Below are 25566 nucleotides of genomic sequence, written 5' to 3'. Positions count from 1 at the left end.
CTCATTTCTGTGGGTGACTCTCAGTGAAACGTATTGTATGGATTTTCGTTTTTCTCTTTTTTTCTTGTCATTCAGATGGAAAATCTCCTTTTTATTTTCCCTCTGAGGATGTAGGAGAATCTCCACAAATCCAATTTTTTTACGGATCATTAGGCTTTCCTCATGAAGTAAAGAACTCCCAATCTATTTTATCATATGAATCAGGGGTGCTTTGCCTTTTTTCCCTTCCATTGAAACTCTACAAACTTGAGTTAGGTAGTAAATTTCAAATTTGTTTGCGAATGGATGAAAAATCTTTTTTTCGTTGGAAAGAAGGTTTTTCCTATTTAGAAAAACTTGAGGGTGAATACCCACATTTTTTTGAATCGGGTAAGGATTGGAAAGTCCGTCTTACAGAATTTGGTAAGTGGAAAGCGGAAGCTTCCAAAACAAATCCTTCTTTAGAATGGAAACAACAAATTTGGTCGAATGGAATGGTTAGCTACCAAGTATTTGCCGTTCCTCATCCCATTTTTTTGCAAAAATCTAAAACGGAATGTGAGGTTGTGTTTCGTTCCAACCTTTTGTCTCTTTCTGAAAACAAATCACCTGCCATCGTTTTAACCCTTCCTTGCCCAGATACAGATTCTATATTAGAATCCATCCAAAATCAAAATGAAATTTGGTTATCAGAATGTACTCCGAATTCACCCATTGTTTCCGAAGTATTTCGCCATTCGGAATCATCTTACTTGCGTTATTTGGAATGGGAAAATCCATCTGATTCAATATTGTGTCCGAAGGCGGAATCCATCGAATGGGAAGAAGCAGGGGAACTTTCAAGATTCCAATCCGATGAATTTTTGAAACGAAGTCGTTTGGTTTTGCCACATGGGATTTTACTTTTATCTGATGAAGGGAAATTGCAGGGGATACCCATTCCCAAATCCTTTCTTCTTTCTCTCGGAACAAATTCTTCGATTCTGTTTGGTGATTCTAGTTTCCATGATTCTCCTTTTTCCTTTCGCCAGGGAGACGAATTTTTTTCCCACCAAACACGATTTACATCCTGCCGCGACCAATGGAAGTATTGGAAAACAAAGGAAGATTTTTGTGGGAATCCAGGAATACCGAATGAACAATCGTATGATGAATCAATGTTTTCCACACCAAGTTGTTCGTTAGAAGGGATTCATTTCACTGAGTTTTATCCAGGGAACCAAGCTGATTCACAATACCCATTCCCTGCTTTTTTTGAATTTCAAAATCGTGGGCCTCGTTGTGATCTTTCTTCTCTCAATTGGAGGTTGAATGGTTCTCTTTATCCATTTGTGGCAAAGGAAACCATACTTGAAAAAGATGCTTTGTTTTTATTTGTTCGCAAACCTTGGACAGGTTGGGGGAACTTAGAACGGGAAAAACCATTTTTCCTACCAATGGTTATTTTGCAAATCCCATCCTTCCAACTTGAATCAAGGATCACAAAAGAAACAAAATTGTTTGAATTCCCAACTAAGGAGTTTCATCTCATCCGAAGCGGAGAAAAAAATCTCCATTCCATTTACCGAAATCAATTTGAATTTCCCCATCCTAAACAAGGATCAAATCAAACTTTACACTCGTTAGGTTTCTATATGAGCCCAGGCACTCATGAAGACGTGGTGGTCCCAAAAGTTGGGGGACAATTATTAGAATTAGCGATAAACCAGTATCCATTTTTCGATTTTGGTTTCCATTCCCATGAGGAAGGGATTTTTTCATTCCAAACAAATGCAAACGATCAATTGTTGTTTTGGAAACCAAAAGACACTGAAATCGTAAGTTTTGCCGTTTCACCAAACCTTTGTTTTGGAGAGAAAATTACCCATTTGCCCGATGGATTTTTTTCTAGCAGTTTCCAGTCATTACAGTACAAGGATAAAGACAAGGTCGAAACGGTTCTTTTGCATTGGGAGGAAAATTCTCTCAATTTGATTTCGAATTTTGGAATCCATTCTCTCCATCCGGAAGACAGTCCCATTTTCTTTTCTTCCTCGTATGCTCCATCAAATACCTGCTCTGGGTTTTATAGAACTCCAGGGAAAGACAAACATCGTAGTTTAGAGATTCGAAAATCAGAACAGGAAGGAAAGTATGATACTAATTTTGCCATCGACCAAAACACAAATGTAAACTGGGGGAATGGTCGGGGAGTATCCAATCTTAGAGTCACAAATGTGAATCCAAAATTTTTCCAAATCGATTTTGGTTCTTTTGTAACTGTAGAACCAAGTGAACAAATATATTCTTTTATTGAGAATCCAAAACTCATTCGTCCCACAGGATTTTTGGAACGAAAAGGCCCTGTACAAATTGAGGCAATTTATCCCAATCCGTATGACAGCCAAAATGAATGGGTGTATGTTTGTAACCGATCAAACCAAGCAGAAGATTTACTTTTCTATTCCATCGAAGATGAAACATCTTCTGATCCACTAGTGCCATACCAAACTCGGTTTCCAGATCAATTGCCAAAAGGGAAACAGGGGAATGGATTTGTAACAAATCATTCCTTATTACTTCCAGAACACTGCGCATGGATTGTGGACCCCGATGGGAAGGATTGGTACCTTCCTATTTTTCATAGAGATAGAGACTTACTGTTAACAGTAAAAACCACACAAACCATTGGCAATGGAATTTCAAGTGGGGAATCCATCCAACTTAGGAAAGAAAAAAATGGGATTTTCTATTTGGTCTCCTCGTTTGGTCACAGAGAATCAGTAAAACCATTTCGTAAAACGGTCCTTACTGGAGAATACCTCTGGTTAAAACAAAATACAAATGGAACCTCTGCGGATGATTTTGAAACCTTTCGAGAAGAAAATTGAAATCCAAATTTTTTTCCTTACTAAGGTTTTTCATACCAATCATTTTCATGATTCCTTTGGGTACGATAAGAGCGGTTGGATTGGAAGTCGGTGTGACTGGTTATGAATTATTTTTGAAAGAAAACATGCAAGGAAAGCGACTCGAAGTTCCTGGTTGGGACTTTCACTACAATCGGTGGAAAAATTCGTTCCAAGCGGAACCATACCTACATCGTACATCCGGTGAATTTATGTTTGTTGGTCTTAAAGAGAAAGATTCCAAAAATCAAATTGTATGGGACTTACATTTACAATTGACTTCTGGACCCGATACGGGATTACGCCAATATTATTTAGGCAAAAATAGTTACTTTGGTACCCAAATGCAAAATTTCCTTTTGGGTGTCGGCAGAAGGGAACATCTCTTTTCCCCAAAAAGTTTTTCCACGCAGTTTGATGCGGGGGATGGACTTTTCGTTGAGTTGAAACCAAAACAAGGTTTAACTCTCCAATTTTTTGTTTGGGACCTTCATTCGGGTTCCCTTCTCCTTTCCAAAGACCAATTTCGTTCCCTTCTCAGTCGGGAAAGGACCTTGGAGGAGGAAGAGGCAAATGGATTGCCAATCGATAAAAAAGAAACAAAACAAAGCCGTAACCACCGAAGGAGGCAATCGTTTGGTTTGGTGTATGGTGATAGTGTCAGTTTACGATTTGGGTTTCAGTACTTGGAACTTGGTAGCCTTGGGCCTTATACAAAAGACCACCCCAATGAAACCAAACGGTATTTAGCCGATGGAGATTCGTTATTCCATGGGAATGGAGGATTCTCCTTACACACGGACATACTGTCCTTTGATTTTGATTTATTATGGTGCCGTGGGAATGATAGAACTCGCTCACGACTTGCTGCCACCCCAGGTTCGATCCCAATCGCTGGAGAGGCATTCCAATTTGGACTTGAACTTCGGTTTGGTGGCTTTCGATTACGATCTTCTCATTTTATCTCTGACCGAGAAGAGAAAAATGAAAAACAACAAATTGTAAAAGAAGGTTTTATTTCCTTAGGAACCCACCCAAGCCAAACTCCTTATCTTTCTCAAATCTTTAGAATTTTTCCCTCTTCCGCCGTTACGGAGTTAGGTTATGAGAAAAACTTTGCCATACTCGAAGGTCGATCATTTGGCTATTTAACAGAATTAGCAGTGAGTTATACATACAATCAGTTCGTATGCAAACTGATTGGGAATTATTTTATCCCTTACACGCATACTGGTCCGACGAATGGAAGGATTGCATTTCAAAAAAGGGAATTTGAACGGTTTTTTATTGCAGAAGGGATGTTGGAAGTATCCATCCGTGAAGAGATTGGATTTGAACTTGGAATTGGGGTTTCCCAACTGTTTTTGCCAGAATCAATCGGCATTCGTTCTAATTTTGGATATGTGTTTGGAAGGTTACAAATATGAAACGAATCCTATCTTTTCGCTGGATCAAACGGTATGGCCTATGCCTTTTATTTTGTTTTAATTTTTGCCATCCGACAAGAGATAAACTAGATCTCTCCGCCTTGTTATTCTCTCATCCCCCTATCAGTGAACTTTATTTTTCTTATCCTGGAAGGCATGTCTCATTCTCAAAAAAACAAATCGTAAGGGAAGTGGTACTGCAGGAAATTCGTAAGGCAAAGGATTCCATTCGTTTGTATGTATATTCCATAGATGACTGGGATATCATTGGAGAACTGTATCTGCAAAAACGTAAGGGAGTGAAGGTCACAATATTTGGAGATAAAGAAGAAGATTATAAAGAATTAGAATCATTTGGTTTCAATGCCAAACGTTGGCAAAGCTCTGGTATCCATCACACCAAAGTTATGTTATTCGACAATAAACGAATGTTTTTGGGTACTGGAAATTTTACCTCTCATGGATTGGAAACCGACCATAATGTGTATTGGATCCAAAACATCACACCAGAGGAATCGACATCCCTCATCCATACCCTTGAAGGAAATTCTAGATTGGGGAGAGTCCGTATCGGTGCACTTGAATACTTAGTGTCTCCGGAAGCGGGAAAGGAAATCCAAACCCAAATCTTAGATGCCATTGATTCGGCAAACCATTCCATTCGGTATTTGATTTTTTCACATTATGATCCTGTGTTGAGTTTCAAATTGGAACAGGCGAGCGAAAGGGGTGTTCGGGTGGAAGGGATTTACAATGCACCCATGAGTACAAATCCAGAAGGCAAATACCTGAGTTCCAGTTTATCATCTCCCTCCCAAATTTGGGAAGATGGCAATGTTGATTTTGTTTATAAAAATGATTCCTACTTGGGAGGTTTACTCCACCACAAAACAATGTTAGTGGATGGGAAGGATGTCTATGTTGGATCGTATAATTATTCGGTTTCGGCCCGTGACCAAAATAAAGAAATTTTTGTTAAAATGTCACACCCAAAAATTGCGGAAGAATTTTTGGAAGAATGGAATCGGATTGTGGCAGAAGCCCAACCACTCGTTGCCACAACGACAAATGACCTTAACCACGAGGAAGCAGTATGGAAACAATTTTTCATCAAAAGTTATCGGAACACATTCTTTGAAACCAATCTGTTTTTCAATCAAAACGGTGGCCTTGATCAGAATTCTTCTGGATTGGCGGGACAATACCGTGAGAGTTTAGACCTTAAGGATAGTACGTTGCCATTGCAAACATTCTTTGAGAACACTCGATTTGTTTCGAGTGGGGTAGAGCCTGATTCCATTTGGGTGGATTCAGAAGTCAGTTCTCTCACTCTCCACCTACAAAATTTATTTTATGGCACAAAAGTTTCCATTTCGAGTGGAGAGGTGATCCATTCGGTGATCATTTGGGATGGAAAAAGTCCCATAAAAACGATCCGATTGGATTCTATGTCAGTGGCGATTGGGGTGGGAGACTTTCGTTTGGGAAAGGATATTTGGATTTGGGTAGAACTTTCAAATCGAAGGTTAAGTTTTTGTCATACCAAACAAAAAGATAAAATGCCAGGGTGGATGGTATTTTTAATCAACCGTTTGGTGACCAAACAAAACAAAGAATTACTCTGTTCTTTTGACTGATCATTCCATTTTGTCTTCAATGACTGGAACCAATATCTTTGCGATTTCTTCTTGGAGTTTCATATAATTGTTGATACCAAGATGGGTGATTTGTTTGTTCACATCGTTTAACATCGCTTGTATGAGAAGGATGAGGGTGTGTTTTTTGTCTTCGGGTAGTTTGGAATCGTGGATCAAATCGGACATGGCTTGTCCAGTTTGCGATCGAAATGAGAATTTCCAAGCACTTTTAAACCCAGTTTTTTAGTTCAAGATCTTTTAGTTTGGGTGCCATCCTGTACGTAAAGATCACAATGAGAACTGTCATCGTCGCTCCAAACACAACCGACCCAACTGTTCCCAAAAGTTTTGCGGAAACCCCTGATTCAAAAGCACCAATTTCATTGGAAGAACCAATGAATACTTTGTTGATGGCACTCACTCGACCCCGCATCTCTTCGGGTGTCATGGTTTGCATGATCGTTGAGCGTACGACAACGGAAACACTGTCAAACACACCTGAGAGAAAAAGGGCAAAGAGAGACAAATAAAAGGATGTCGAAAGCCCAAAGACCAACATACAAATTCCAAAACCAAATACGCAGGACAAAAGGACCCTTCCTGATTTTTCAAGTGGAGGTTTGTACGTGAGGTAGTATGCCATGATGAGGGCGCCAAAAGAAGGGGCAGCTCGTAAGAGACCAAGTCCTTCTGAACCCACAAACAAAATATCTTTGGCAAAAACTGGGAGAAGGGCAACTGCTCCTCCAAACAAAACAGCAAACATATCCAATGCCATGGCGCCTAACATGATTTCGTTTTTTAAAACAAAACGGAGACCTTTCAGCAAACTATCTTTTAAAGCTTCCTTTTCTTTGCGTTCTGGCAAACTACGTTTTCGGATCCAAAAAAATAAGAAAAAAGGAAGTCCGATACAAAGGCAATCCAGTCCGTAGGCCCAATCAATGCCAAGGCTTCCATACACGATTCCCCCTAATGCAGGTCCAATGACAGCCCCTGCTTGGAAAGAAGTACCCATCCAGGCCGCCGAATGTGGGTAATGTTCTCGTGGAACAAGTTGAGTCACAAAACTAAATATGGCAGGGGAAATAAACCCTCGCGCAATTCCAGAAACTAAAATCACAAGGAAGATGGGATAGGCTTTGTAAGTATCTAATAGGAAGTGTAGGGGGCCTGTGAAGGCAAATAATGCCAAAGAACAAAGTAGTAAAAAAAATAAACAGATCACAATGATATTGCGACGGTCTCTAAGATCTGCTAGGTGGCCTGCATAAAGTGCAACAATGATGGATGGAATTGCCTCAAATAATCCAACGAGGCCTAAGTCGAGAACACTGCCAGTCAGTTCATACACTTGCCAACCAACGATGGTGGCTTGGATATTGATCGCAAGGACCATAAAAAAACGGGCAACAATAAAGAATCGAAAGTCTCTGTGTTCGAAAATGGCCAAAGAAAGATTTTTTTTCATCTCTATTTGGCCAGGGTTTCCTTAAAAAAACTAGGGGCAATTCACAAATTGCAAAGTTCGATTAATTCGATTCACTACCTAGTTGGAAAAGTAAGGATTTCACAGGTTCTTCGTTTCCCACTTGGTCAACGGCATAGTAGAAAATTTGGAAAGAACCTTTGCATTCTGCTTTAAAATCCAGAATGGAAAGGTCCGTGGAAAAAGGTTTAAATTCAGACTGTTTTCCTGATTGGCATGTCGTGGAATAAAAAATGTCCTTTAGTCCACTTCTGTTGTCACTCCCTACCAACCGGATTTTTGATTCTGGAGATAAAAAATTTACGTTCCCTTTTCCTTTGGCAATCGGCCCAACCCATTCCACTTTGGAAGTCGGTGGTTTTGTATCACGGATAAAATCCAAAATTTGCACCGCTTCTTTGTTCCCTGCTTTGTCTACAGAGAAATACAAAAGTTTGTAATCACCTTCCTCTGTAAATGGAATCGAAGTGAGTGATTTGGCAGAATTCCATTGCCCATCATTGATTCGGTATCGAACCTCAGAAATCCCTGAGGCATCGTCAATCGGTGAAACCGTAATGGTGTCTTTTGTTAGGTAACGGATATCTTCTTTTTCTTTTACAATCACAAAACTATCGTTAGAGATAACGGTGGCTACTTTTTTTGGAATGGGTTTTGGTTCAATGGCCTTTTTGGTCACAAACTCTTTCGGAACCGAAAGGGGAGATCCTGGGTCGACATTGGTTGAAAACACTTGTGTCCAAAATCCCTTGGCACCATATTCACCTAACCTTCGCACACGAAAGTATTCAAAATCATCTTTGGGAGTGACAGTGATTCTGTTGCCTTTGAACTGGATCACTTCAGGTGGTTTTGGTGCAATCGAAGCTTCCGTCTCACTTGGTTTTTCTTGCCAAAGTTCTAATTCAAAATTGGCATCAGCTTCGGCATCAATGAGGATCCTCAGTTCCCGTTTTGGTTTGGAATCCAAGGAACTGAGGATTAAGGTACAAACAGTAAAAATGAAAAGTAGTTTTTGTTTCATGTCCCTTTTATTCTTCTTTGATTCGTGGTGCTTCTGGAATTTTATAAGGTTGTACAGGGGATTTTCCTTTTTCAACAAACGTTGCCATCCCTTGTGTGAGCTCTACTGTTTTCCCTTGTGCATTCACATCCACAACACCTTCAAAACAGGAAATCGTAGAACTCAATTTTTCATCGAGTTCCACACGGAATTCTGTTCCTCGAACACCCGCAGTGGAAGATGGGCTGACAATATTGAATTTATGGTTGGCAGATGGCGGGTCAGATTTTGTTACCTTCGCATCAAGGCTCCCTTTGAAAAGCGCCACCGTCACAGGGCCACCTTTTTTATCTTCCCCTTTCACTTCAAAATGGCTATTGTTTAAGATACGGACCAAACCCACTTGGTTGATGTGGATGTCTGTTTTTCCTTTCCCACTCGTTTTGATTTGGTCATTGGGATGGAGTTCTTGGCCTAGTTTGAGAGGAACCCAAGGGCCTTTGCCACCAGTCCCATTCCATTCCACAGATCCCATCACAAATTCGGTCACACCCACAACGGCTTTGCGGAGGAAAACAGGAACCACAAGAGACAATCCTGGTTTGATCAAATCAGGATTTGGGATTTTATTGTATTTCAATAGTTCTGGCCAACGTTTCGGATCAGAGAGGTGTCGTTCCGAAATGAGAGAAAGGGTTTCTCCCTTTTGTACGGTGATGGTGATGGGTTCCAATCCCGCATCTGGTTCTGCCATAAGAGGAAATTGGCAGATCATTATGATAAGTACTAGGATCGTTTGTATGGACTTTCTCATATTCATACTGTCTCAAACTTCTGTTTAAATTTCCAGCGATTTCGTAAAATCTTGGGGATTTTTCTAAACGAGGAAATCCATCCATCCATTCGAATCATCTAAAGTTTGGATGGATGAAAACCGAACTCTTTGTATTTCCCACAATGGAAGATACCTATTTTACTGACACCGACCCTAATCGAAGTAAAACTTTCAGGTCTCAAACAAAAAATAAAATCCAAGAGCTGCTGCCATATGAGGGTGGTGGATGGCACCTTCACGTAACAATTGTTTGACCTCGGCAGGTGTCTTTAATACAATTTCAATGTCTTCCCCTTCATCAAATTCCACATCATGGATGGGTTCTACATCATAGGCCACAAACGAGTAAGACCAATTGGTAAACATCGCTGGGTTACCAGAAAACTTCGATAACAAACGAATCTTTGATGGATCTGTTGCATAACCCGTTTCTTCTCGGAGTTCTCGTACCACAGATTCAAATTCAGCATCTGGTCCATCATCATCAACGATCCCCCCTGGAATTTCTAAACTCTCTTCGCCGATTCCATGCCGGTATTGTTTGATGAGTAAAATCTCTCCAGACTTTGTAATGGGTACAACATTTACCCAGTTTTTCGATTTTAACACATAATAGGTTTTTTCGAGATCCACACGGGGGAGTTTGATATCAAATGATGCCAACGTGTAAATGGGAGTAGGGAATAAGTCTTTCCAGTTTTTTCGTTCTTTCAAAGCGGATGCATTCCTCTGGGATTTGTTTTCCCTTCAGGTTGTCGATTTGAGATTCGGATTGCCACCCTTTTTTTAAAAGGAAAACTCTAACTCCTTGCTTCCAAACGCATTGTTTGGAATCCTTTCCTTATGAAATTATACGGTAGCATCACTTCCCCTTATGTCAGACGGATCCGTTTCCTTTGTTTGGAATTAGGAATTCCCTTCCAGTTGGTCGACACAATGACGGAAGTCAGCCAAAAAGAACTGAGAGAAAAAAATCCTCTTTGGAAAGTTCCTTACTTAGAGTCTGGGGATGTAAAAATTTGGGATAGCCATACCATCACAGACTACATCCTTTCCATAAAGGGGAGTGGAAACTTCCGACCCAAAGAAGGAGAGCATTTTTTCCGTGAAGCAAACCTTCTCACGGCCATCGACCAAGCACTAGACAATGCCATCCTTTTGTTTTATCTAAACAAAGAAGGGATTAAACCCGATGCTGCCCCTTACTTAACCAAAAATGCCCTTCGGATCAGTTCCATTTTGGATTACATCAAACGAGAGTTAAATGGGAATTTTTTCTTTCCCGATGGGAAAGTAGGATTATCAGAGATTGCACTCTATAGCACACTCGATTGGATCCGTTTTCGGTCTGTGTTACCAATTTTGGAAGAAGAGATTTTTGTGAATTTTCTCAATTTCCATGGTCCAAACAAATCTTGGATGGAAACCGCGCCGAAGTAAGAAGTCCCGTCTTTTTTCACTCGACCCCATTTGATTTCGCTGGATTATGTCCCTTACCGGACCCCCTATGAAATTGAATGCGGCACAAATGGAAGCAGTTTCCACCATCCAAGGACCCCTTCTGGTCTTTGCAGGGGCAGGTTCTGGGAAAACAAGGGTGATCACCAATCGGATTGCCCATATGGTCGAAGGGGTGAAAATCCCTGCAGGGAAAATTGTTGCCCTTTCCTTTACCAATAAAAGTGCCAAAGAGATGGCGGAACGCCTCCGGAAGATGGTGCCTCGGGAAAAACTCAAAGGCATCACTCTTTCCACCTTTCATTCCTTAGGTTTAAAAATCCTCAAAGAACACATTACCAAACTTGGTTACAACGAAACGTTTTTGCTCTTTAATGGCACAGACCAAGAAGCCTTTGTGTCCGACCTTTTAAAATCCAAACGCCTTGATCCAAAAAAAGTCCCACCAAAAGAAATCCTTCGTAGGATCTCTTATGCCAAAAACACACAAGTCCATCCAGCGGAGAATGGCCTAACAGGTGAATTTGATCTCGTTGCCGCAGAACTTTTTTCGATGTATGAAGATGGCCTCAAGGAAAAAAATGCCATCGATTTTGATGATTTGATTCTTCTCCCCAAACGCCTATTAGGTGAGTTCCCAGAGATTGCGGCCTACTACCAAAGGAAACACGAATACTTCCTTGTGGATGAGTTCCAAGACACAAACCAACTCCAATATGAGTTTTTGTCCCTCTTTCGTGGGAAAAGTGATAACCTTTGTGTGGTCGGAGATGATGACCAAAGTATCTATGCCTTTCGGGGATCAAATGTCCAACTCATCTTAAATTTTGAAAGGGAATTCCCTCATGCAAAAGTGGTGAGGCTCCTTGAAAACTATAGGTCTACTTCACTCATCATCCAAGCGGCAAACTCCCTCATCCAAAACAACAAAGGCCGTAAGGAAAAAACCTTGTACAGCCGGATCCCTTCTGCCGAACGAGTGGAATACTATGAAACAGCGGATGAAAGGGAAGAAGCTATTTTTGTCGCAGGTCGCATCCAATCACTTCTCATCAAAAATGAATTTAAGGGAAAAGAAATTGCCATCCTCTTTCGCACCAATTTCCAATCCCGTCCATTTGAAGAAGAACTCCGTAACCGGAGCATTCCCTATAAGGTAGTCGGTGGTTATAATTTCTTTGACCGAAAGGAAATCCGTGATTGTATCTCCTACCTTCGGTACGTGGCAAACCCAAAGGATGATTACTCACTCCTTCGCATCATCAATTACCCAAAACGTGGGATTGGTCCCGGTACCATGCAAAAACTCCAAGAAGAGGCATTTACCCACAAACTTTCCTTATATGAAATCTTCCATAAAATGATTGAGAGTCCGGACTATTTGCCCGAAGTAAAAGCTAAGGTAAGGCAAGAAATTTACCAATTTGTGGAAATGGTAGATGCCTTTAAAAAGAAGTTTGCTATGTCCCCGAAATTGGCACTGGTCCTTCGGGAAATGATCACCCAAATTGGGTTCGAACGGGAAATTTCGATGGAAGAAACCGAAGAAAAGGTGGTGAAGGCCCGAATTTACAATTTGAGTGAACTTGTGAATATGTTGTCCTTTTTTGAAGAAGAGGAGGGCAGAGAAGGCAAAGCCACCATTTTTGACTTTTTGCAAAGGCTTGTCCTCCTGATGGAAGACGAACCAAAGGAAGATGAGGAAGACAGACGGGTGCAACTCCTCACCATGCACCAGTCCAAGGGTCTCGAATACGATTTAGTCTTTTTAGTGGGACTAGAAGAGGGAATTTTACCGAACTCACGTGTTATAGAAGAGGAAGGGGAAGTGGTCGATGAAGAACGACGCCTTCTCTACGTGGGTATGACTCGCCCAAGGCGAAAATTGTACTTGACTTCGGCTCGTACAAGACGCAAATTTGGGGAGCAAATCGAGAGTGCCCCCTCTCGGTTTTTAAACGAGTTGTCTCAGGAAGCTGTTCTTTTTTTCCCAATGGAAACAAAGGATAGAGACACGGAAACTAAGAATTTCTTAGAGGAATTAGACAAACTAAAGGTAGGCTAATGAAATCGATTCTCCCACTCACCCTCTTATTGTTGGTAGTGGCATTTGAAAATTGCGCATCAAACAAGGAAACCATCCGCCCAGGAGTTTCCAAAATCAATACAGGGTCTCATTTGGCCCAAATCGAAGCAATCGATGCTGATCTCAAATCCTCTACACTATCAGACGAGTCTCGCGACAAACTCATCATCAAAAAGGGAAAATTATTACTCGATTTAGGTCGTTATGAAGAGACGATCTCAACTCTGAACCAAGTGAACCAAGCGAAGGCAAACCCAGTGCAATTGTCTGAATGGAATTTGGCAATGGGAAAGGCATACATTGGGAAAAACGAATACAGCAAAGCGATTCAGTTCCTAAACCAATCCGAAAAACTCGATAAAAATACGAACCTCATGGAACGTAAAAAACTCGTAGTCCAATCCCTCGTTGCAGAAAGGGAATACTACCCAGCACTGGCGACCCTTACAAAGACCTACACAAAAGGGAACCAGAAAAAAGACGAATTCTACTACGAGACCGCGGCAAAGACCTATCTCAAAATGGGATTTGAGTACAAAAACACTGGTTTTTACCAAAAAGGGTTACAAGTGGCAAACCTTGGACTCGAAGAGTTTCCGAATAACGAAACATTAAAGTCCATCCAAAAGGAATGTTTGGAAGTGTTACAGCCGGAGGGCAAACTCTAAGCCTTTTTGGAACGTATTCTTTCTACACAGCGTTTCCTTCAGTGGAAACAAAACTTAAGAATTTTACTCAATAGAATCCGTGAAAACAAACGGGTTCTATTTTCATTTTTAGCCCTTGGTTTTGTTTTTTTCCTATTTGTTCTCTGCTACTATGGATTGGAATTTTACCTCCGCAATTACCGTATCCCTCTCGTGAAACTTCGGAAAGTTGTCGCAAGCACCATCAACCAAGAATTAGGTAAGGCAGTTGATATTGGGGTTTTGGATTTTTCGCTGAGAGAAGGCCTGATTATAGAAGATTTGGTTGTCTCGAACGAAGAGGATTTTTCGTTTAACGACCATATGTTGAAGGTAAAAAAAGTAACCTTCCGATTGTCCAGTTATTTCAAAGACTCTCCCACAGTGGAACGAATCGATTTTTATAGCCCACAACTTGTGTTAAATGATGATCGAGGGTTACGTGATCGACTCATTTCTTATGCCCAAACTAGTAAATTGAAAGACATTCGTTTTCATGATGCGAAACTCACAGTGAAACAAGCCGATACCACCTTGGTTGATTGGAAAGAAGGTTGGGACATTGATTTGGTTCGAAAAAACAAACGATTATTTTTGAAATACAATAATGGTTGGTTTTGGGTTCCCAATACAACTCGGGTGAAAGGAGAAGGTTATTTTTCAGAATCCAATTTAGATGATTTTCAATTTGAATTTTTTTGGAAAAACTTCCCTTCGGAAGAAGCCATCCTTCTCACTAATTTTCTTTTTGGATCACAGGTGCAGTCGGCTGTACTCACAGGAGAAGGAAAAATATCTTCATCGCCAAATACAGGTTTTGTGATTGATGGGGACTTGGAATTTGAAAATTCCTTTATTATTTTGCCATTTTTTGAAAATTATTTATTAGAAGGTTTCCGGTTTCGAGAGAAGTTTCATTTCACGAAAGAGTTGGAAGAAAGGGAATTTTTTGGCAATGAATTCCAAATCAAATCCCAGGTTGCCACAGTATTTGGAAAAGAGACCTTACTGCATAGGAAACTAGAATTCCAAATTACAGAATTAGAAGATATTTTTGAACATATAACGGACATTTCAGGCCTTTTTCGTTTTCCATTGTTTGGTGAACTGCATGGAAATTTAGAAGTCAAGGAAACGGGTGATAAAAACAAATGGTTTTCGATCACTGGAGAAGTGAAGGGTAGTGAGCTAAAACTTGCATCTTCCTTATTTGCTTTGGAAAATGGAAAATTGTACCTGCAATGGAAACCAAATAATGAATGGGAACTCAGTATCGATTCGGAAACATTTGGGAAACCCTCTCATCTTGTAGGGGCCGGCTCTGCAGATTTTAGTCGTTCCAAAAAAACAGATGGAACTTTTTATTATCCGATGTCTTCCAAAACAAAACTAAAGTTCCAGTCGACTGAACTCACCGCCAATGATTGGAAACCTCTTTATGAAGATTGGAAAAAAGATACCATGGAAGAGATTCGGGAACGCCAAGAGAAACTCATCCCCGAAGAATATTTTTACCAAACAAAACTGTATAAATACTTTTTGGAATCTATGAATTTTGATTTGAGCATTCACATCACAAACTTTTTTGCTTACCAAGGTTCCAAATCCTTGGGTGAATCAAAAGGGAATTTGGTTGTGAAAGATGGAAGGTTTAGTTTGAATTTGGGACTGGGAAATGTGGATTCCAAACTTTCAGTTGTATCATATTTTGCGAGTAAAACTCCAAATTTTAGTTTTAACCTAAATTTAAAAGAATACCCGTGGTCTGACCCATGGATGAATGTTTGTGGTACCGAATGGAAACCAAACCAAGTCAATTTGGATTATAGTTTTAATAGCATTGGAAGTGATTATTATATGTTGCATAAGGATGCAAGGACATCCTATTCTTTGAAATTATTTGGGGTGAATTTGAAAGATGGAGATCTTATCTCCAAAGGCAATATGGAACTTTTGGCATTTAAAAAGCCTTTTGATATTGAATTTACCCTGAACCGGTATTCTGATATGGACTACCTTTCGGATGTCGTACTCTCGAGTGAACAATTGGATTTGAAAGGTTACGGGAATAATAAAAATGGGAACTATCAAATGACCCTTTACGGTCTCATTGGAGAAACGAGAGGGAGTTTTGCGGTATCGGAAGAGGAAAACAAATGCCTAATCAAATAAATAAAAATCTCCTCATAACATTGTTTTTCGTTTGGACGCTTTTTTGTTTCCAGTGTAAGGAAACAGTAAACCCGGCTGACAAGGCACCGAACCTAAATACGATTCCGAGTTTTAAAGGGGAATGGGTATTGGAATGGGAAAATGGAACCCATGCCCTTTCCTTCGATCCAGAAACTCCCAAGGTTTTGTTTGATGGGAAAGAGGGAATGGAGTTGGATATGGACTCAGTGGGAATTCGGATCCGTGCTTATGATGAAGAATCAGTAAAAGGTTATTTTCTCTATTCCGATATCAAACCTAAGTCCTGGATTGGGACTTGGGAAAACCGAGTGGTCCGGTTATTCCGCCGGGATGCGCTTCAATAGAGTTTGGATTTCCTTTGCTGCCTTTTTCGAAGCATTTATTGTTCCGAGTTCCCGTTCTTTTGCTTCACGTAAGATCCCTTTGATTTTGTTTCGCAACTTTACATTCGAAAGGATTTTCCATGCTTCCGAAAAAATGTATTCCGGCCTACACTCATTTTGAGTGATCTCTCGGCAGACTTCCGTGCCACAAAGGATATTGGCAAGGCCAATGAACTTTGATTTGATGAGGAGTGATCCAAGGAAATAGGTAAATAAACTCACCTTGTACAAAATCACCATTGGTGTTTCAAAATACAATCCTTCAAGAGTTGCTGTCCCCGATGCAATGAGGAGGAGGTCACTTGCTTCCATCACACGTAGAGATGAGTTCCACAAATAATGGATATGGATGTCGGGGTGGATCAGTTTTACTGCGTGGATTTTTTCTAATAAAAATGATTCTTCCTTTTGGTTGATGTTTGGTAACAAAAAAACTATTTTTTTCTTCTCTAACTTACATTGTTCATGGAGTAAAACTGCAGTTCCAAGGATCGGGTCAATTAACCTACGAATCTCGCCTTTCCTAGAACCTGGCAGTAGTCCTACCGTATAACCGTGGTGAGAGTCTGGAAGTTTTTCTGGAACTACCGGTTCCTTTTTTAATTTTTCGGGGATTCGTTTCGTGATGGGATGGCCCACAAATTTGGCATTCACTCCATACTCATGGTAGATCTCTTCTTCAAAACGAAACAAAGTGAGCATGAGTGCAATGTGTTCTTTGATAAAATAAATTCGTTTGAATTTCCAGGCCCATATTTGTGGGGAAACATAAAATACAGTTGGGATCCCCCGTTTCTTTAATTCTTTTGCCAATCGTAAATTAAAACCAGGGTAATCAATTAAAATGGCAAGTTGGGTTGGTCTCTGTGTGGTTTCTTCTAAAACTCGATAAAATACTTTTTTTAGATAACTGTACTTTTTGATCGCTTCGGAAAATCCAATGACACTCAAATGTTCCATCTCTTCTAGAGATTCAAGACCGTTTTGAATCATTCCTTCCCCCCCAATTCCATAAAAATGGTAATCGGGTTCGATTGTGCTTAGTTCTTGTAACAGGTCAGAACCGATGAGATCCCCTGAATGTTCGCCAGCAATGACTAAGATGTTTTTTTTAGAGTTAGATCGATGTGATTTTTTTTTGGTTACCATTCAGAACCTTACTTCCATTTTTACCGAGGACACAGAAGTTTAACTTGTGTTTAGTGGCAAACTCAATCACTTCTTTGGGATTTACGACAAGTGTTTCGCCTTCACGGATGCATAATGTTTTGCAACCACTTTCTAACATCACTTGGAATGTGTGGATGCCAATGGTCGGTAAGTCAAAACGTTCGTCTTGTTTGGCTTTGGGGCTTTTGCAAACCACAGCATCTCCCTTTTTTTTTGTATACTGTCCACCACGGCGAATGGTTTCGTCAGTGCCTTCCACAGCTTCCACAGCGATGACAGATTCATCATTCACAACCACCATTTGGCCAATGTCCAAATCAGCCATTTTTTCAGCATAATCCATTCCAAAGACGATGTCTTTTAATTCCTGGGAGGAAAATTTTTTTGGGGTGTATCGGCCCTCTGGGAGTAGGAGGGATTTTAAATAAATTTTTTGTGAGATGACCTTTACTCCCATTGCCTCAAATTCCTCTGCGATGGCAAGGAAGATGGGGTAATCGTTTCGGTTGATGGTTTTTGCTAAAATGGAAAGGGCTTTGAGATCAAATTTGAGTTTTTGGAAGAGTAGGTCTTTTCTTACTTTTCCAAGCATGAGGATACGAGAGATTTTTTCTTTTTGGATCGTCTTTAAGATTTTTCCCACTTGGGTGATGTGGACGGGAATGGTCCGTGACTCATGCCCTCTGGGGGAAAAATCGGATTCAATCAAACCAAGGAAAATTGGATCTTCGCCGGCCGCGAGAGCTTCCTGCATTCCAATGTGGGGGAGCTCGCCACCACCAGCGATGATTGCCAATCTACCTTTTGTGACCAAAGGACTTCCTGTTACGTAGTTCCTGAATCGCTACTTGCAGTGGAGGAAGGGGCACTCTCTTTTTTGTAGTCAGTCACATAAAATCCAGATCCTTTGAAGATGATTCCTGCACTGGCAGAGATTCGTCGTTCCACGGATCCTTTTTGTCCACAAAGGCATTCAGTTAGTGCATCGTCCTTCATGGATTGAACGTGCTCAAAGTCTTTTCCACATGTGTTGCAATGGTAATCGTAAGTTGCCATATCCTCTCCTTTAATGAATTCCTGTTCTCACTTCAAATAATAATACATAATCTCGGTTTGGTTTGTTCACCAAAGGAAGGCAAACCTCCCATGAATACTTTCCCGCTTCCAAGATGGACTCAGAGAGTGGGAACGAACGTATGGATTGGACGAGGCCAGTATTCCGCCTCCAAAGGCTTGCGTTCCATTTGTCCCCAAGTCGATTCTCGATATGTAAGGACAGATTTTCTCGCCTTTTTTCGCCGTCGAGGACATATCGGTTTTTATTGACCCAAATCGAATTTTGGTCTGCTGCAATCGAATACGCCAAATGTTCCAAATGATTGTATTGCAAATGGATTTCAATAAAAGGGATGGGGGTTTCTGAATCGGGTGGTAAAAAGGAAAACTCAAAGTAGTTTTTGTTTCCCGAAAGTTTTTTGCAAATGCGTTCTGATGGAGTTTGTTTTCCAGAAGATCCGTAAATGGGAAATCCAGTTTCTCCTAATACCCGGATGGAATCACGTGGGATGTAATTTCCAAAAAAGGTTTGGGGGATTTTTTTCCCGTCCCAACCTTCAAAGTCGATTCGGATTTCATTGTCCACTGCCTTAAATCGTTTTTCAAATTCTCGGATGAGTCCCTCGTCGGCCAAAGTTTCTTTTAAAAACCCTGAGAAAATCCAGGCAGTTTTTTGTGTGTTTGGAAAGTAACATCGTTTCCAGTTCCCATCGTTGCCAGCAATGGTTTCTTCGGCACTATCTTCTTCCAAACAAATCGCAGGTTCTGGTTCACTTACCTTTCCTACTTCACTGTTTTCCCTTCCAGGGCCACTCCTAAGGTTTACATTTTTTCCTCGTATGGTGGCTGTTTGGTGGTATAAATTGGTTCCCGATACTTGGGATAAAAAATGAAGGGTTTGCAAAAGGAATCCTGTTTCAATTTCTCCAATGGGCTCAAAAGGAAATTTTAACAGATGGGAAAGGGCATCACTAAAACTTTCTTCCATCCCTCTTGGGTCTTCCAAAACCAAGAGGAGTAGGTAACTTGTGACTTCGGATTTTGGGATTGGTTTTGCAAGGGAACTGATTTTTGTGATGAGGGCCCTTTTGTATCCGGTCCCATGTTTTTTAAGATGAGAAAAATAAGGGTCTTCCAAGTGGTAATAGGGTCCCCGTGTGGTTTCCCATTCGATGACTTTTATATCCTTTCTTTTTTGGAAGAAACTCAATAGTTCTTTTTCACCATTTTTCCCATTCAATTTTTTTTCCAATTGGGAAAGGGATTGAGATAAGATGGTGAGTTCCAATTCACTCGTTGGAATCTCGGACTCTTTGTAAAGTTTTAGGACTTTTAGATAAGATTCTGACTGGTACAAATCGTACGCTTTGTCGTCCCTGTCTCGAAAATCAACAAAGGTATAGGTAAAGAGAATGACGAGTGAAAAGACTATCCCAAAAGCAAAAAAAACTCGGGAGCGTATCAAAAGGAACCTCCCGGATTCGTTTGATTAAAGATTTTCAGGAAGGAGTTTGGCGCGGTCCACTCCGTATTCTTCGAATAATGCATTTTTTGCCACATAGTATCGGTGTAGGTTGATGTTGTAGTCCACTTTTGCTCTGACAAGAGAAAGTTGGTCTTGTACCAATGTGTCCAAAGCATTTTTCACGGCAAGTGCATTGAACCTTCCTTGTTGGAAGGAACGTAACACTCCATTATAATACTTCTTAGATTCTTCTTCGGTTCGTTTCGCATTTTCCATCACACGGTAGGAAGCTTTGAGGATATCAATTCTTGTTTTGACATCATCGGAAACAGATTTGACTAAGTCGGATTCTTCCAAGGCCACTTGGCGTTTTTGGATTTCCGCATCACGTAGTCCCACCTTCACCCCTTTGTCCATAATGGGGTAACTGAGGTCGAGTGAGCCTTGCATCACAGGGTATTGGTAGGATAGAACTCCATTTCGTCCATCGGAGTAATTGTTTTGTGGGCTTATGGTATTTTGTGCTTGGTATCCGTAAGTTCCGGCAGCCTTTAGAGTAGGAAGGGCTTCGTTTTTTGCCATCTTCATCGCAAGTTCCGCGTTTTCTTTTTTCCTTTGTAAGGCACGGAAATCTGCTCGGTGTTTGTATGCGTAGTCAATGTCCGCTTGGTAATCCAATTTGGCAGGTAGGGTTTCCGAAAGGGGAGTTGTCTTTTGGAAAACAGTGTCTTCTGGAAGGTTGAGAGAACGAATCAGTTTTCGTCTTGCCTCTTCCTTTTCGGCACTTGCCTGTGCCATCTGGCCTTCTACTTGTGAGAGGAGGGCATTCCACTGGTTCACTTCAAAACTTTCTGAAAGGCCAAGTCCTTGTTTGCGGATGGTCAGATCCCGTACGTTTTTTGTATTCTTTAATAATTGTTCGAAGGTTTGGTAACCGGATTCTTTGACTGAGTAGTTCCAATAGTCAACAAGGGTAGAGACGACCTTCGTTGCCACTTGGTCTTCCATTTGCTCCCGCATGATCTCTGTTTGGTTCTCTAGGATCTTTTCCATATTCCTTTCATTGGCACCAAAGGCATTTTTGAGAAGGTCTTGGGCAATGGTTACAGAAAGAGTGTCCGTATAAAGGGGTGGTAGTCCTAAAGCGGAAAAACCTGATGGTGTTTGGTTTGGGTTTTCAAAGGCGTTGGAGTCGAACCTTTGTGATTTCGCTTCTAATTTGAAATAGGTTCCCGTTGTGAAAAGTTTTTCTAAACCAGCACTGTAAGTATTGGTTTGGGTTTTTGTTCCCGTAAAGATATTGTTTTGGTTGAAAGGGAATTTTTTCTGGTCGATTTCCGCTTTGGATACAGCCCGCCAGGAATACTTCGCTTCATACTTCATCAAATTGGAATCTGCTTTTGCTAGTTCCAAACGAGCTTGCAAAACTTCGCGGTTGTTTTCGATGGCATACCGTACTGCCTCCTGGAGGCTAAGAGAAAAACCCTTATCCCCCGACTCAGCAGCCAGTAAACCTACGGAAATGAGAAGGATGATGACACTAGAAAACCATGAACGTTGTTCCATACTCTTAACTCAGACTCCTCATTTCCCCTGCAAAGTTGTATTTTTTTGATCGCTGCCCTTATTTTTTAAAGGCTGCTTTCATTTTTTCACCAACTTCCCCGATATGCGCGCAAATGCTCACACCAGCATCTTGCATGGCTGCAATTTTGGAAGTCGCTGTCCCCATTCCCCCAGAAATGATAGCACCTGCGTGCCCCATACGTTTCCCTGGAGGGGCCGTTTGGCCTGCGATGAACCCAACCACTGGTTTTTTGACATGAGCTTTGATGTAAGCCGCTGCTTCTTCTTCAGAAGTTCCACCGATTTCACCAATCATCACAATGCCTTCTGTGTCTGGGTCTTCATTAAGGAGGCGAACTGCTTCCGTGTGGTTCATCCCGGGAACTGGGTCTCCCCCGATTCCAATGCAAGTCGACTGGCCAAGGCCCGCCGCCGTCAAGGAAGCCACAGATTCGTAGGTTAGAGTTCCTGAACGAGACACAATTCCAATGTTCCCTGGAGTGTGGATGAAACCTGGCATGATTCCCATTTTTACATTATAACGTGGGTTGATCACACCTGGACAGTTTGGTCCTACGAGTTTTGTTTTGGAATTTCGTAACACGCTGTACACTTTTAACATATCGTGTGTAGGGATTCCTTCTGTGATACATACCACAAGAGGGATCTCTGCAAAAATCCCTTCGAGGATTGCGTCCGCTGCAAATGGAGGTGGAACAAAAATCACTGCTGCGTTTGCTCCGTCTTCTTTCATCGCGTCTTTGATGGTATTGCGAACAGGAGCTGTTTTTCCAAATTCAGATGTCCAAGTTTGGCCACCTTTTCCAGGAGTCACACCCGCTACTACCTTTGTACCATATTCCAACATTTGAGTCGCATGGAAGGAACCTTCTTTTCCAGTGATCCCTTGTACAACTACTCTTGTATTTTCATCTACTAATACAGCCATGTTTCCTGTTTCCTATTTTTTGATTAGGGAGACAATTTTGTCTGCCGCGTCACGGAGTCCCTCGACTCCCACAATGTTCATCCCAGATTCGTTTAGGATTTTTTTCCCTTCTTCTGCGTTGGTTCCTTTTAAACGAACCACAACTGGAACGGATACGTTTACCTTTTTTGTTGCTTCGATAATTCCAACTGCAACTCGGTCACAACGTACGATTCCACCGAAAACGTTTACAAAAATTCCTTTTACGTTTGGATCGGAAAGGATAAGCCTGAACCCATTTTCTACAGTGGTTGGGTTTGCTCCACCTCCAACATCCAAAAAGTTTGCAGGTTCAGCACCAGCTAACTTCACGATGTCCATGGTTGCCATCGCAAGACCGGCACCATTTACCATACAACCAATATTTCCATCTAACTTCACGTAGTTGAGGTTGTATTCTTTTGCTTTTACTTCGTAAGGATCTTCTTCAGAAATATCTCGAAGGGCTTCGTTGTCAGGGTGACGGTAAAGAGCGTTTTCATCCAAGTCCATCTTGCAGTCCCCTGCAATGATTTCGTTTTGTTTTGTTAGGATGAGAGGGTTGATCTCGAGGAGTGCTGCATCTTCTTTGATGTAAGCATTGTAAACTGAATTCACGAGGGCAGTGAAGGATTTTTGTGCTTCTGCCGGGATTCCAAGAGCAAACGCAAGTTCTCTTACTTGGGATCCTTGGATTCCGATGCCTGGATCAATTTGGATTTTGATGATTTTTTCAGGGTGGGTTTCGGCCACTTCTTCAATTTCCATCCCACCTTCTGTGGAAGCCATGATGATGGTTTTGCGAATGGCACGGTCGAGTAAAATGGAAAGGTAGTATTCCTTCGCAATCTCAAGACCTTGCTCTAAATAAACTTTTAGGACTTTTTTTCCCTCAGGCCCAGTTTGTGGGGTGATGAGTTGCATCCCGAGGATTTTCTCTGCAGCCGCTTTTGCGTCATCTTTTGTTTTGGCGACTTTGACTCCGCCACCTTTCCCTCGTCCACCTGCGTGGATTTGGGCTTTGACCACCACTACGGGTGATTTTTGGACAACTTCGTTATATGCCTTTTCGAAATCACCGACAGTGTCGATGACCTTTCCGAATGGAACGTTGGCATTGTGTCTACGTAGGATTTCTTTGGCCTGGTATTCGTGGACTTTCATGGATTTCCTTATGTCATTGGTACGTCCGAAGGCAACCGCCAACGGATCACTAGGTTAAACCTCATGGGTTGGGGGAGATTGTCAAGTTGGATTGGAAAGAAGTGTGCAAAGGCCGGCCCATTGGACTTTTCCGTTTGTGGACAAAATGCCTGGAATGAGTTAGGTTTTATGCCCGAAGGCTTCTTTCCGGATGTTTGGGTAGGGTCACTCGAAAGACTGAACCTTTCCCTTCCTCGCTCGTCAATGCGATGGAACCACCAAGCACTTCAACTTGTGATTTGGTGATAAAGAGTCCAATGCCTCTGGCATCTTCATTCCGATGGAAGGTTTTGAACATACCAAAAATTTTGTTTCCATGTTTTTGCAAATTGATTCCAAGGCCATTGTCTTCGACGGTGAATACAATTTGTTCATTTTTCTCTGTCGCTTCAATCCGAATGAAAGCACCTTTTTTCAGTCGAACATACTTCACAGCATTTGAAATCAGATTGAGAAGGATACTTTCTAAGTAAGCGGGGATGGTTTTACATTCGATTTCGTTTGGAATCCTGACTTCAACTTGGATGTTCCTAGATTCGATCGAACCTTTTAAAATCGTTAGTGTTTTATCCACTTCATTTCTCAGTGAACAAATTTCCATCGGTTTGTTTAACATTTGGTTGATGGAGATAATGTCATTTAAGTGAGTAATGGTTTCTTCTAATTGTACGGAAGAGGCATGTAACATTTGTATGATCTTTGTTTTGTCTTCTTCTGGATTGGAATCTTCTAATAACTGCACAAGGGATGTAAAATTGGAAGAGTGTTGTCGGATATTATGGGAAACTATGTAGGCGAAGTTTTGTAATCGATTGTTTTGGATGCCTGTGAAATGTAACATCCGTTTTGTGTTTTCTAGGGCTTCGATTTCTTCTGTGATATCAAATCGAATGGACAAAAAAGATTCTATTTGGTTTTTTTCATCATACAAAGGATGGATGAAGGTTTGTAACCAAAAATAATTTCCATCTTTTGATTTGTTTTTGATGATTCCTTCCCAAGTATGACCCGATTTGATTTCTTTCCATAAAGCACTCCAAAATTCTTTTGGGTGGTAGGCAGCATTTAAAATTCTATGGTTTTTACCAATGATTTCGCATTCTGAATAACCACAAAGATTCAAAAACTTGGAATTTACCCTAGTGATGTTACCATTTGCATCCGTGACACTGACAATGGCTGATCTTTCGATTGCATCTAAGATGGAGGTTAATTTTTTATTTTGGAGTTGGATGGTGTTTTGTGTATTTTTTAGTTCAGTGACGTCGAGAAAACTCGCAGTCGCACCTTCCAAATTGCCTTCTTCATCATAGATTGGTGTTGCATTGACATTCAACCATTTTGGTTTACCACCTTCTGAAACGATTCCATGTTCACAATTGTAGACAGTTTCTCCTTTCCCCAGAGCAATTGCCAAAGGAAGTTTTTCGATTGGGTAAGGATCACCATTTGCATCTATTTGTTTCCATTCTCTGGAACTGAAATACCGATTTTCAATGGTTTCTAATTCCAACTCTAATATATTGGCTGCGCTATCGTTCGCATAGAGTATTTGCCCTTCGGTATTGACGACAACAACCCCATTGATCATTGTTTTTAAAAATCGATTGAGTTTGGTTTCTTTTTGTTTCAATGCTTTTTCTGCGAGTAACACATCGGATAGTCTTTCGATAAGAACCGTACAATGTGTACTACTGATCCGACTCAATGTGAATAAGAAGTTTTGATGGTTTGTTTTTTCAAAATGCAAACCGGATATGGTTATGACTTCTTCAAAGTTTGTGTTGTTTTGGAAACAAGAATGGATTTGGTTTTGGTTTCCTAGTTCCATTAAAAATGGAAACAAAAAACCAATTGTCATTGGATCATTGCCTGTTTTTAAATTAGGGTGAGTTTCTTTTGCCTTTTCATTGGCAAATACTAGTTTTGCGGAAACATCAAAACTCCCTTCCTTGGTTTCGAACAAAAAAACAGAATGATTCAATTGGTTTGCAAAACCGAAAAAGAGATTCCTGTCTGAATTGTTTGTTCCACTCATGGGTAGGCATCAACCATACCAAACACGTATGGTGAAA

General features: G+C 41.0%; 21 protein-coding genes. 8 read left to right on the top strand and 13 right to left on the bottom strand.

Translation table 11 applies throughout. From position 1 onward, the window contains the following. Positions 1-23 precede the first annotated feature (23 nt). The 3 genes from EHQ62_RS09490 to EHQ62_RS09480 are packed head-to-tail and all read left to right on the top strand — an operon-like array spanning position 24 to position 5931. Positions 24-2849 (top strand): LIC11755 family lipoprotein, encoded by a 2826-nt coding sequence (locus EHQ62_RS09490; protein ID WP_135642236.1) that lies wholly within the window; start codon positions 24-26, stop codon positions 2847-2849. 47 nt (positions 2850-2896) lie between these two features. Beyond that, positions 2897-4294: an LA_2168 family protein gene (locus tag EHQ62_RS09485; RefSeq protein ID WP_135642235.1), complete on the top strand. Its 1398-nt coding sequence runs from the start codon at positions 2897-2899 to the stop codon at positions 4292-4294. Further along, a complete protein-coding gene (locus EHQ62_RS09480; RefSeq protein ID WP_135642233.1) occupies positions 4291-5931 on the top strand; it encodes a phospholipase D-like domain-containing protein in 1641 nt (546 codons plus the stop codon). The genes EHQ62_RS09485 and EHQ62_RS09480 overlap by 4 nt, the downstream gene beginning before the upstream one ends. Here EHQ62_RS09480 and EHQ62_RS09475 read toward each other — a convergent pair whose 3' ends face one another. The 5 genes from EHQ62_RS09475 to EHQ62_RS09455 form a co-directional block, all read right to left on the bottom strand. Then, positions 5932-6117: a hypothetical protein gene (locus EHQ62_RS09475; protein ID WP_015678394.1), complete on the bottom strand. Its 186-nt coding sequence runs from the start codon at positions 6115-6117 to the stop codon at positions 5932-5934. 43 nt (positions 6118-6160) lie between these two features. Continuing rightward, a complete protein-coding gene (locus EHQ62_RS09470; RefSeq protein ID WP_135642231.1) occupies positions 6161-7402 on the bottom strand; it encodes an MFS transporter in 1242 nt (413 codons plus the stop codon). 61 nt (positions 7403-7463) lie between these two features. Further along, a complete protein-coding gene (locus EHQ62_RS09465; RefSeq protein WP_135642229.1) occupies positions 7464-8444 on the bottom strand; it encodes an LBF_2017 N-terminal domain-containing protein in 981 nt (326 codons plus the stop codon). 7 nt (positions 8445-8451) lie between these two features. After that, positions 8452-9237: a FecR family protein gene (locus tag EHQ62_RS09460; protein WP_135642227.1), complete on the bottom strand. Its 786-nt coding sequence runs from the start codon at positions 9235-9237 to the stop codon at positions 8452-8454. Between the two features lie 192 nt (positions 9238-9429). Further along, complete coding sequence (locus EHQ62_RS09455) at positions 9430-9972, bottom strand: NUDIX hydrolase (protein WP_135642226.1); 543 nt, start codon at positions 9970-9972, stop codon at positions 9430-9432. 129 nt (positions 9973-10101) lie between these two features. Between EHQ62_RS09455 and EHQ62_RS09450 the strand changes: the two genes are divergently transcribed. From EHQ62_RS09450 to EHQ62_RS09430, 5 genes are all read left to right on the top strand, one after another. Then, positions 10102-10698 (top strand): glutathione S-transferase family protein, encoded by a 597-nt coding sequence (locus EHQ62_RS09450; protein ID WP_135642224.1) that lies wholly within the window; start codon positions 10102-10104, stop codon positions 10696-10698. 67 nt (positions 10699-10765) lie between these two features. Beyond that, positions 10766-12781, top strand: coding sequence for an ATP-dependent helicase (locus tag EHQ62_RS09445; protein WP_208720657.1), 2016 nt, complete (start codon positions 10766-10768; stop codon positions 12779-12781). Beyond that, the gene (locus tag EHQ62_RS09440; protein ID WP_135642220.1) at positions 12781-13470 is read left to right on the top strand and encodes a tetratricopeptide repeat protein; all 690 of its coding nucleotides are present in this window, start codon (positions 12781-12783) and stop codon (positions 13468-13470) included. The genes EHQ62_RS09445 and EHQ62_RS09440 overlap by 1 nt, the downstream gene beginning before the upstream one ends. Before the next feature lie 6 nt (positions 13471-13476). Beyond that, entirely contained in the window at positions 13477-15660 is a 2184-nt protein-coding gene (locus EHQ62_RS09435) for an LIC_12586 family protein (RefSeq protein ID WP_135642218.1), read from the top strand. Further along, positions 15645-16025, top strand: a complete 381-nt coding sequence (locus tag EHQ62_RS09430; RefSeq protein ID WP_167482863.1) for a hypothetical protein — start codon at positions 15645-15647, stop codon at positions 16023-16025. Before EHQ62_RS09435 ends, EHQ62_RS09430 begins: the two co-directional genes overlap by 16 nt. On the opposite strand, the gene lpxB is transcribed toward EHQ62_RS09430, so the two are convergent. From lpxB to EHQ62_RS09390, 8 genes are all read right to left on the bottom strand, one after another. Then, positions 15999-17213 carry a lipid-A-disaccharide synthase gene (lpxB, locus tag EHQ62_RS09425; RefSeq protein ID WP_135642216.1) on the bottom strand — a complete coding sequence of 405 codons (1215 nt, stop codon included), beginning with the start codon at positions 17211-17213 and terminating at the stop codon, positions 15999-16001. The two genes, EHQ62_RS09430 and lpxB, sit on opposite strands and share 27 nt — an antisense overlap. Then, on the bottom strand, positions 17182-18048 hold the full coding sequence (locus EHQ62_RS09420) for an LpxI family protein (RefSeq protein WP_135642214.1): 867 nt from the start codon (positions 18046-18048) through the stop codon (positions 17182-17184). The genes lpxB and EHQ62_RS09420 overlap by 32 nt, the downstream gene beginning before the upstream one ends. Positions 18049-18059: 11 nt before the next feature. Continuing rightward, on the bottom strand, positions 18060-18290 hold the full coding sequence (locus EHQ62_RS09415; RefSeq protein ID WP_135642212.1) for an FmdB family zinc ribbon protein: 231 nt from the start codon (positions 18288-18290) through the stop codon (positions 18060-18062). A gap of 10 nt (positions 18291-18300) precedes the next feature. Beyond that, positions 18301-19755 carry an SH3 domain-containing protein gene (locus EHQ62_RS09410; RefSeq protein ID WP_135642210.1) on the bottom strand — a complete coding sequence of 485 codons (1455 nt, stop codon included), beginning with the start codon at positions 19753-19755 and terminating at the stop codon, positions 18301-18303. A gap of 24 nt (positions 19756-19779) precedes the next feature. Then, positions 19780-21321, bottom strand: coding sequence for a TolC family protein (locus tag EHQ62_RS09405; protein WP_135642207.1), 1542 nt, complete (start codon positions 21319-21321; stop codon positions 19780-19782). A gap of 58 nt (positions 21322-21379) precedes the next feature. Continuing rightward, positions 21380-22270, bottom strand: coding sequence for a succinate--CoA ligase subunit alpha (sucD, locus tag EHQ62_RS09400; RefSeq protein WP_015678143.1), 891 nt, complete (start codon positions 22268-22270; stop codon positions 21380-21382). Between the two features lie 12 nt (positions 22271-22282). Beyond that, positions 22283-23452: an ADP-forming succinate--CoA ligase subunit beta gene (gene sucC, locus EHQ62_RS09395; RefSeq protein WP_135642205.1), complete on the bottom strand. Its 1170-nt coding sequence runs from the start codon at positions 23450-23452 to the stop codon at positions 22283-22285. Between the two features lie 166 nt (positions 23453-23618). Further along, positions 23619-25529 (bottom strand): PAS domain-containing sensor histidine kinase, encoded by a 1911-nt coding sequence (locus EHQ62_RS09390; protein WP_135642204.1) that lies wholly within the window; start codon positions 25527-25529, stop codon positions 23619-23621. Positions 25530-25566: the final 37 nt, after the last annotated feature.

This window comes from Leptospira jelokensis, from assembly GCF_004769635.1.
Taxonomy (GTDB): Bacteria; Spirochaetota; Leptospiria; order Leptospirales; family Leptospiraceae; genus Leptospira_A; species Leptospira_A jelokensis.
The sequence above is the reverse complement of the archived record's forward strand: the minus strand, read 5'-3'. Positions and strand labels throughout refer to the sequence as shown.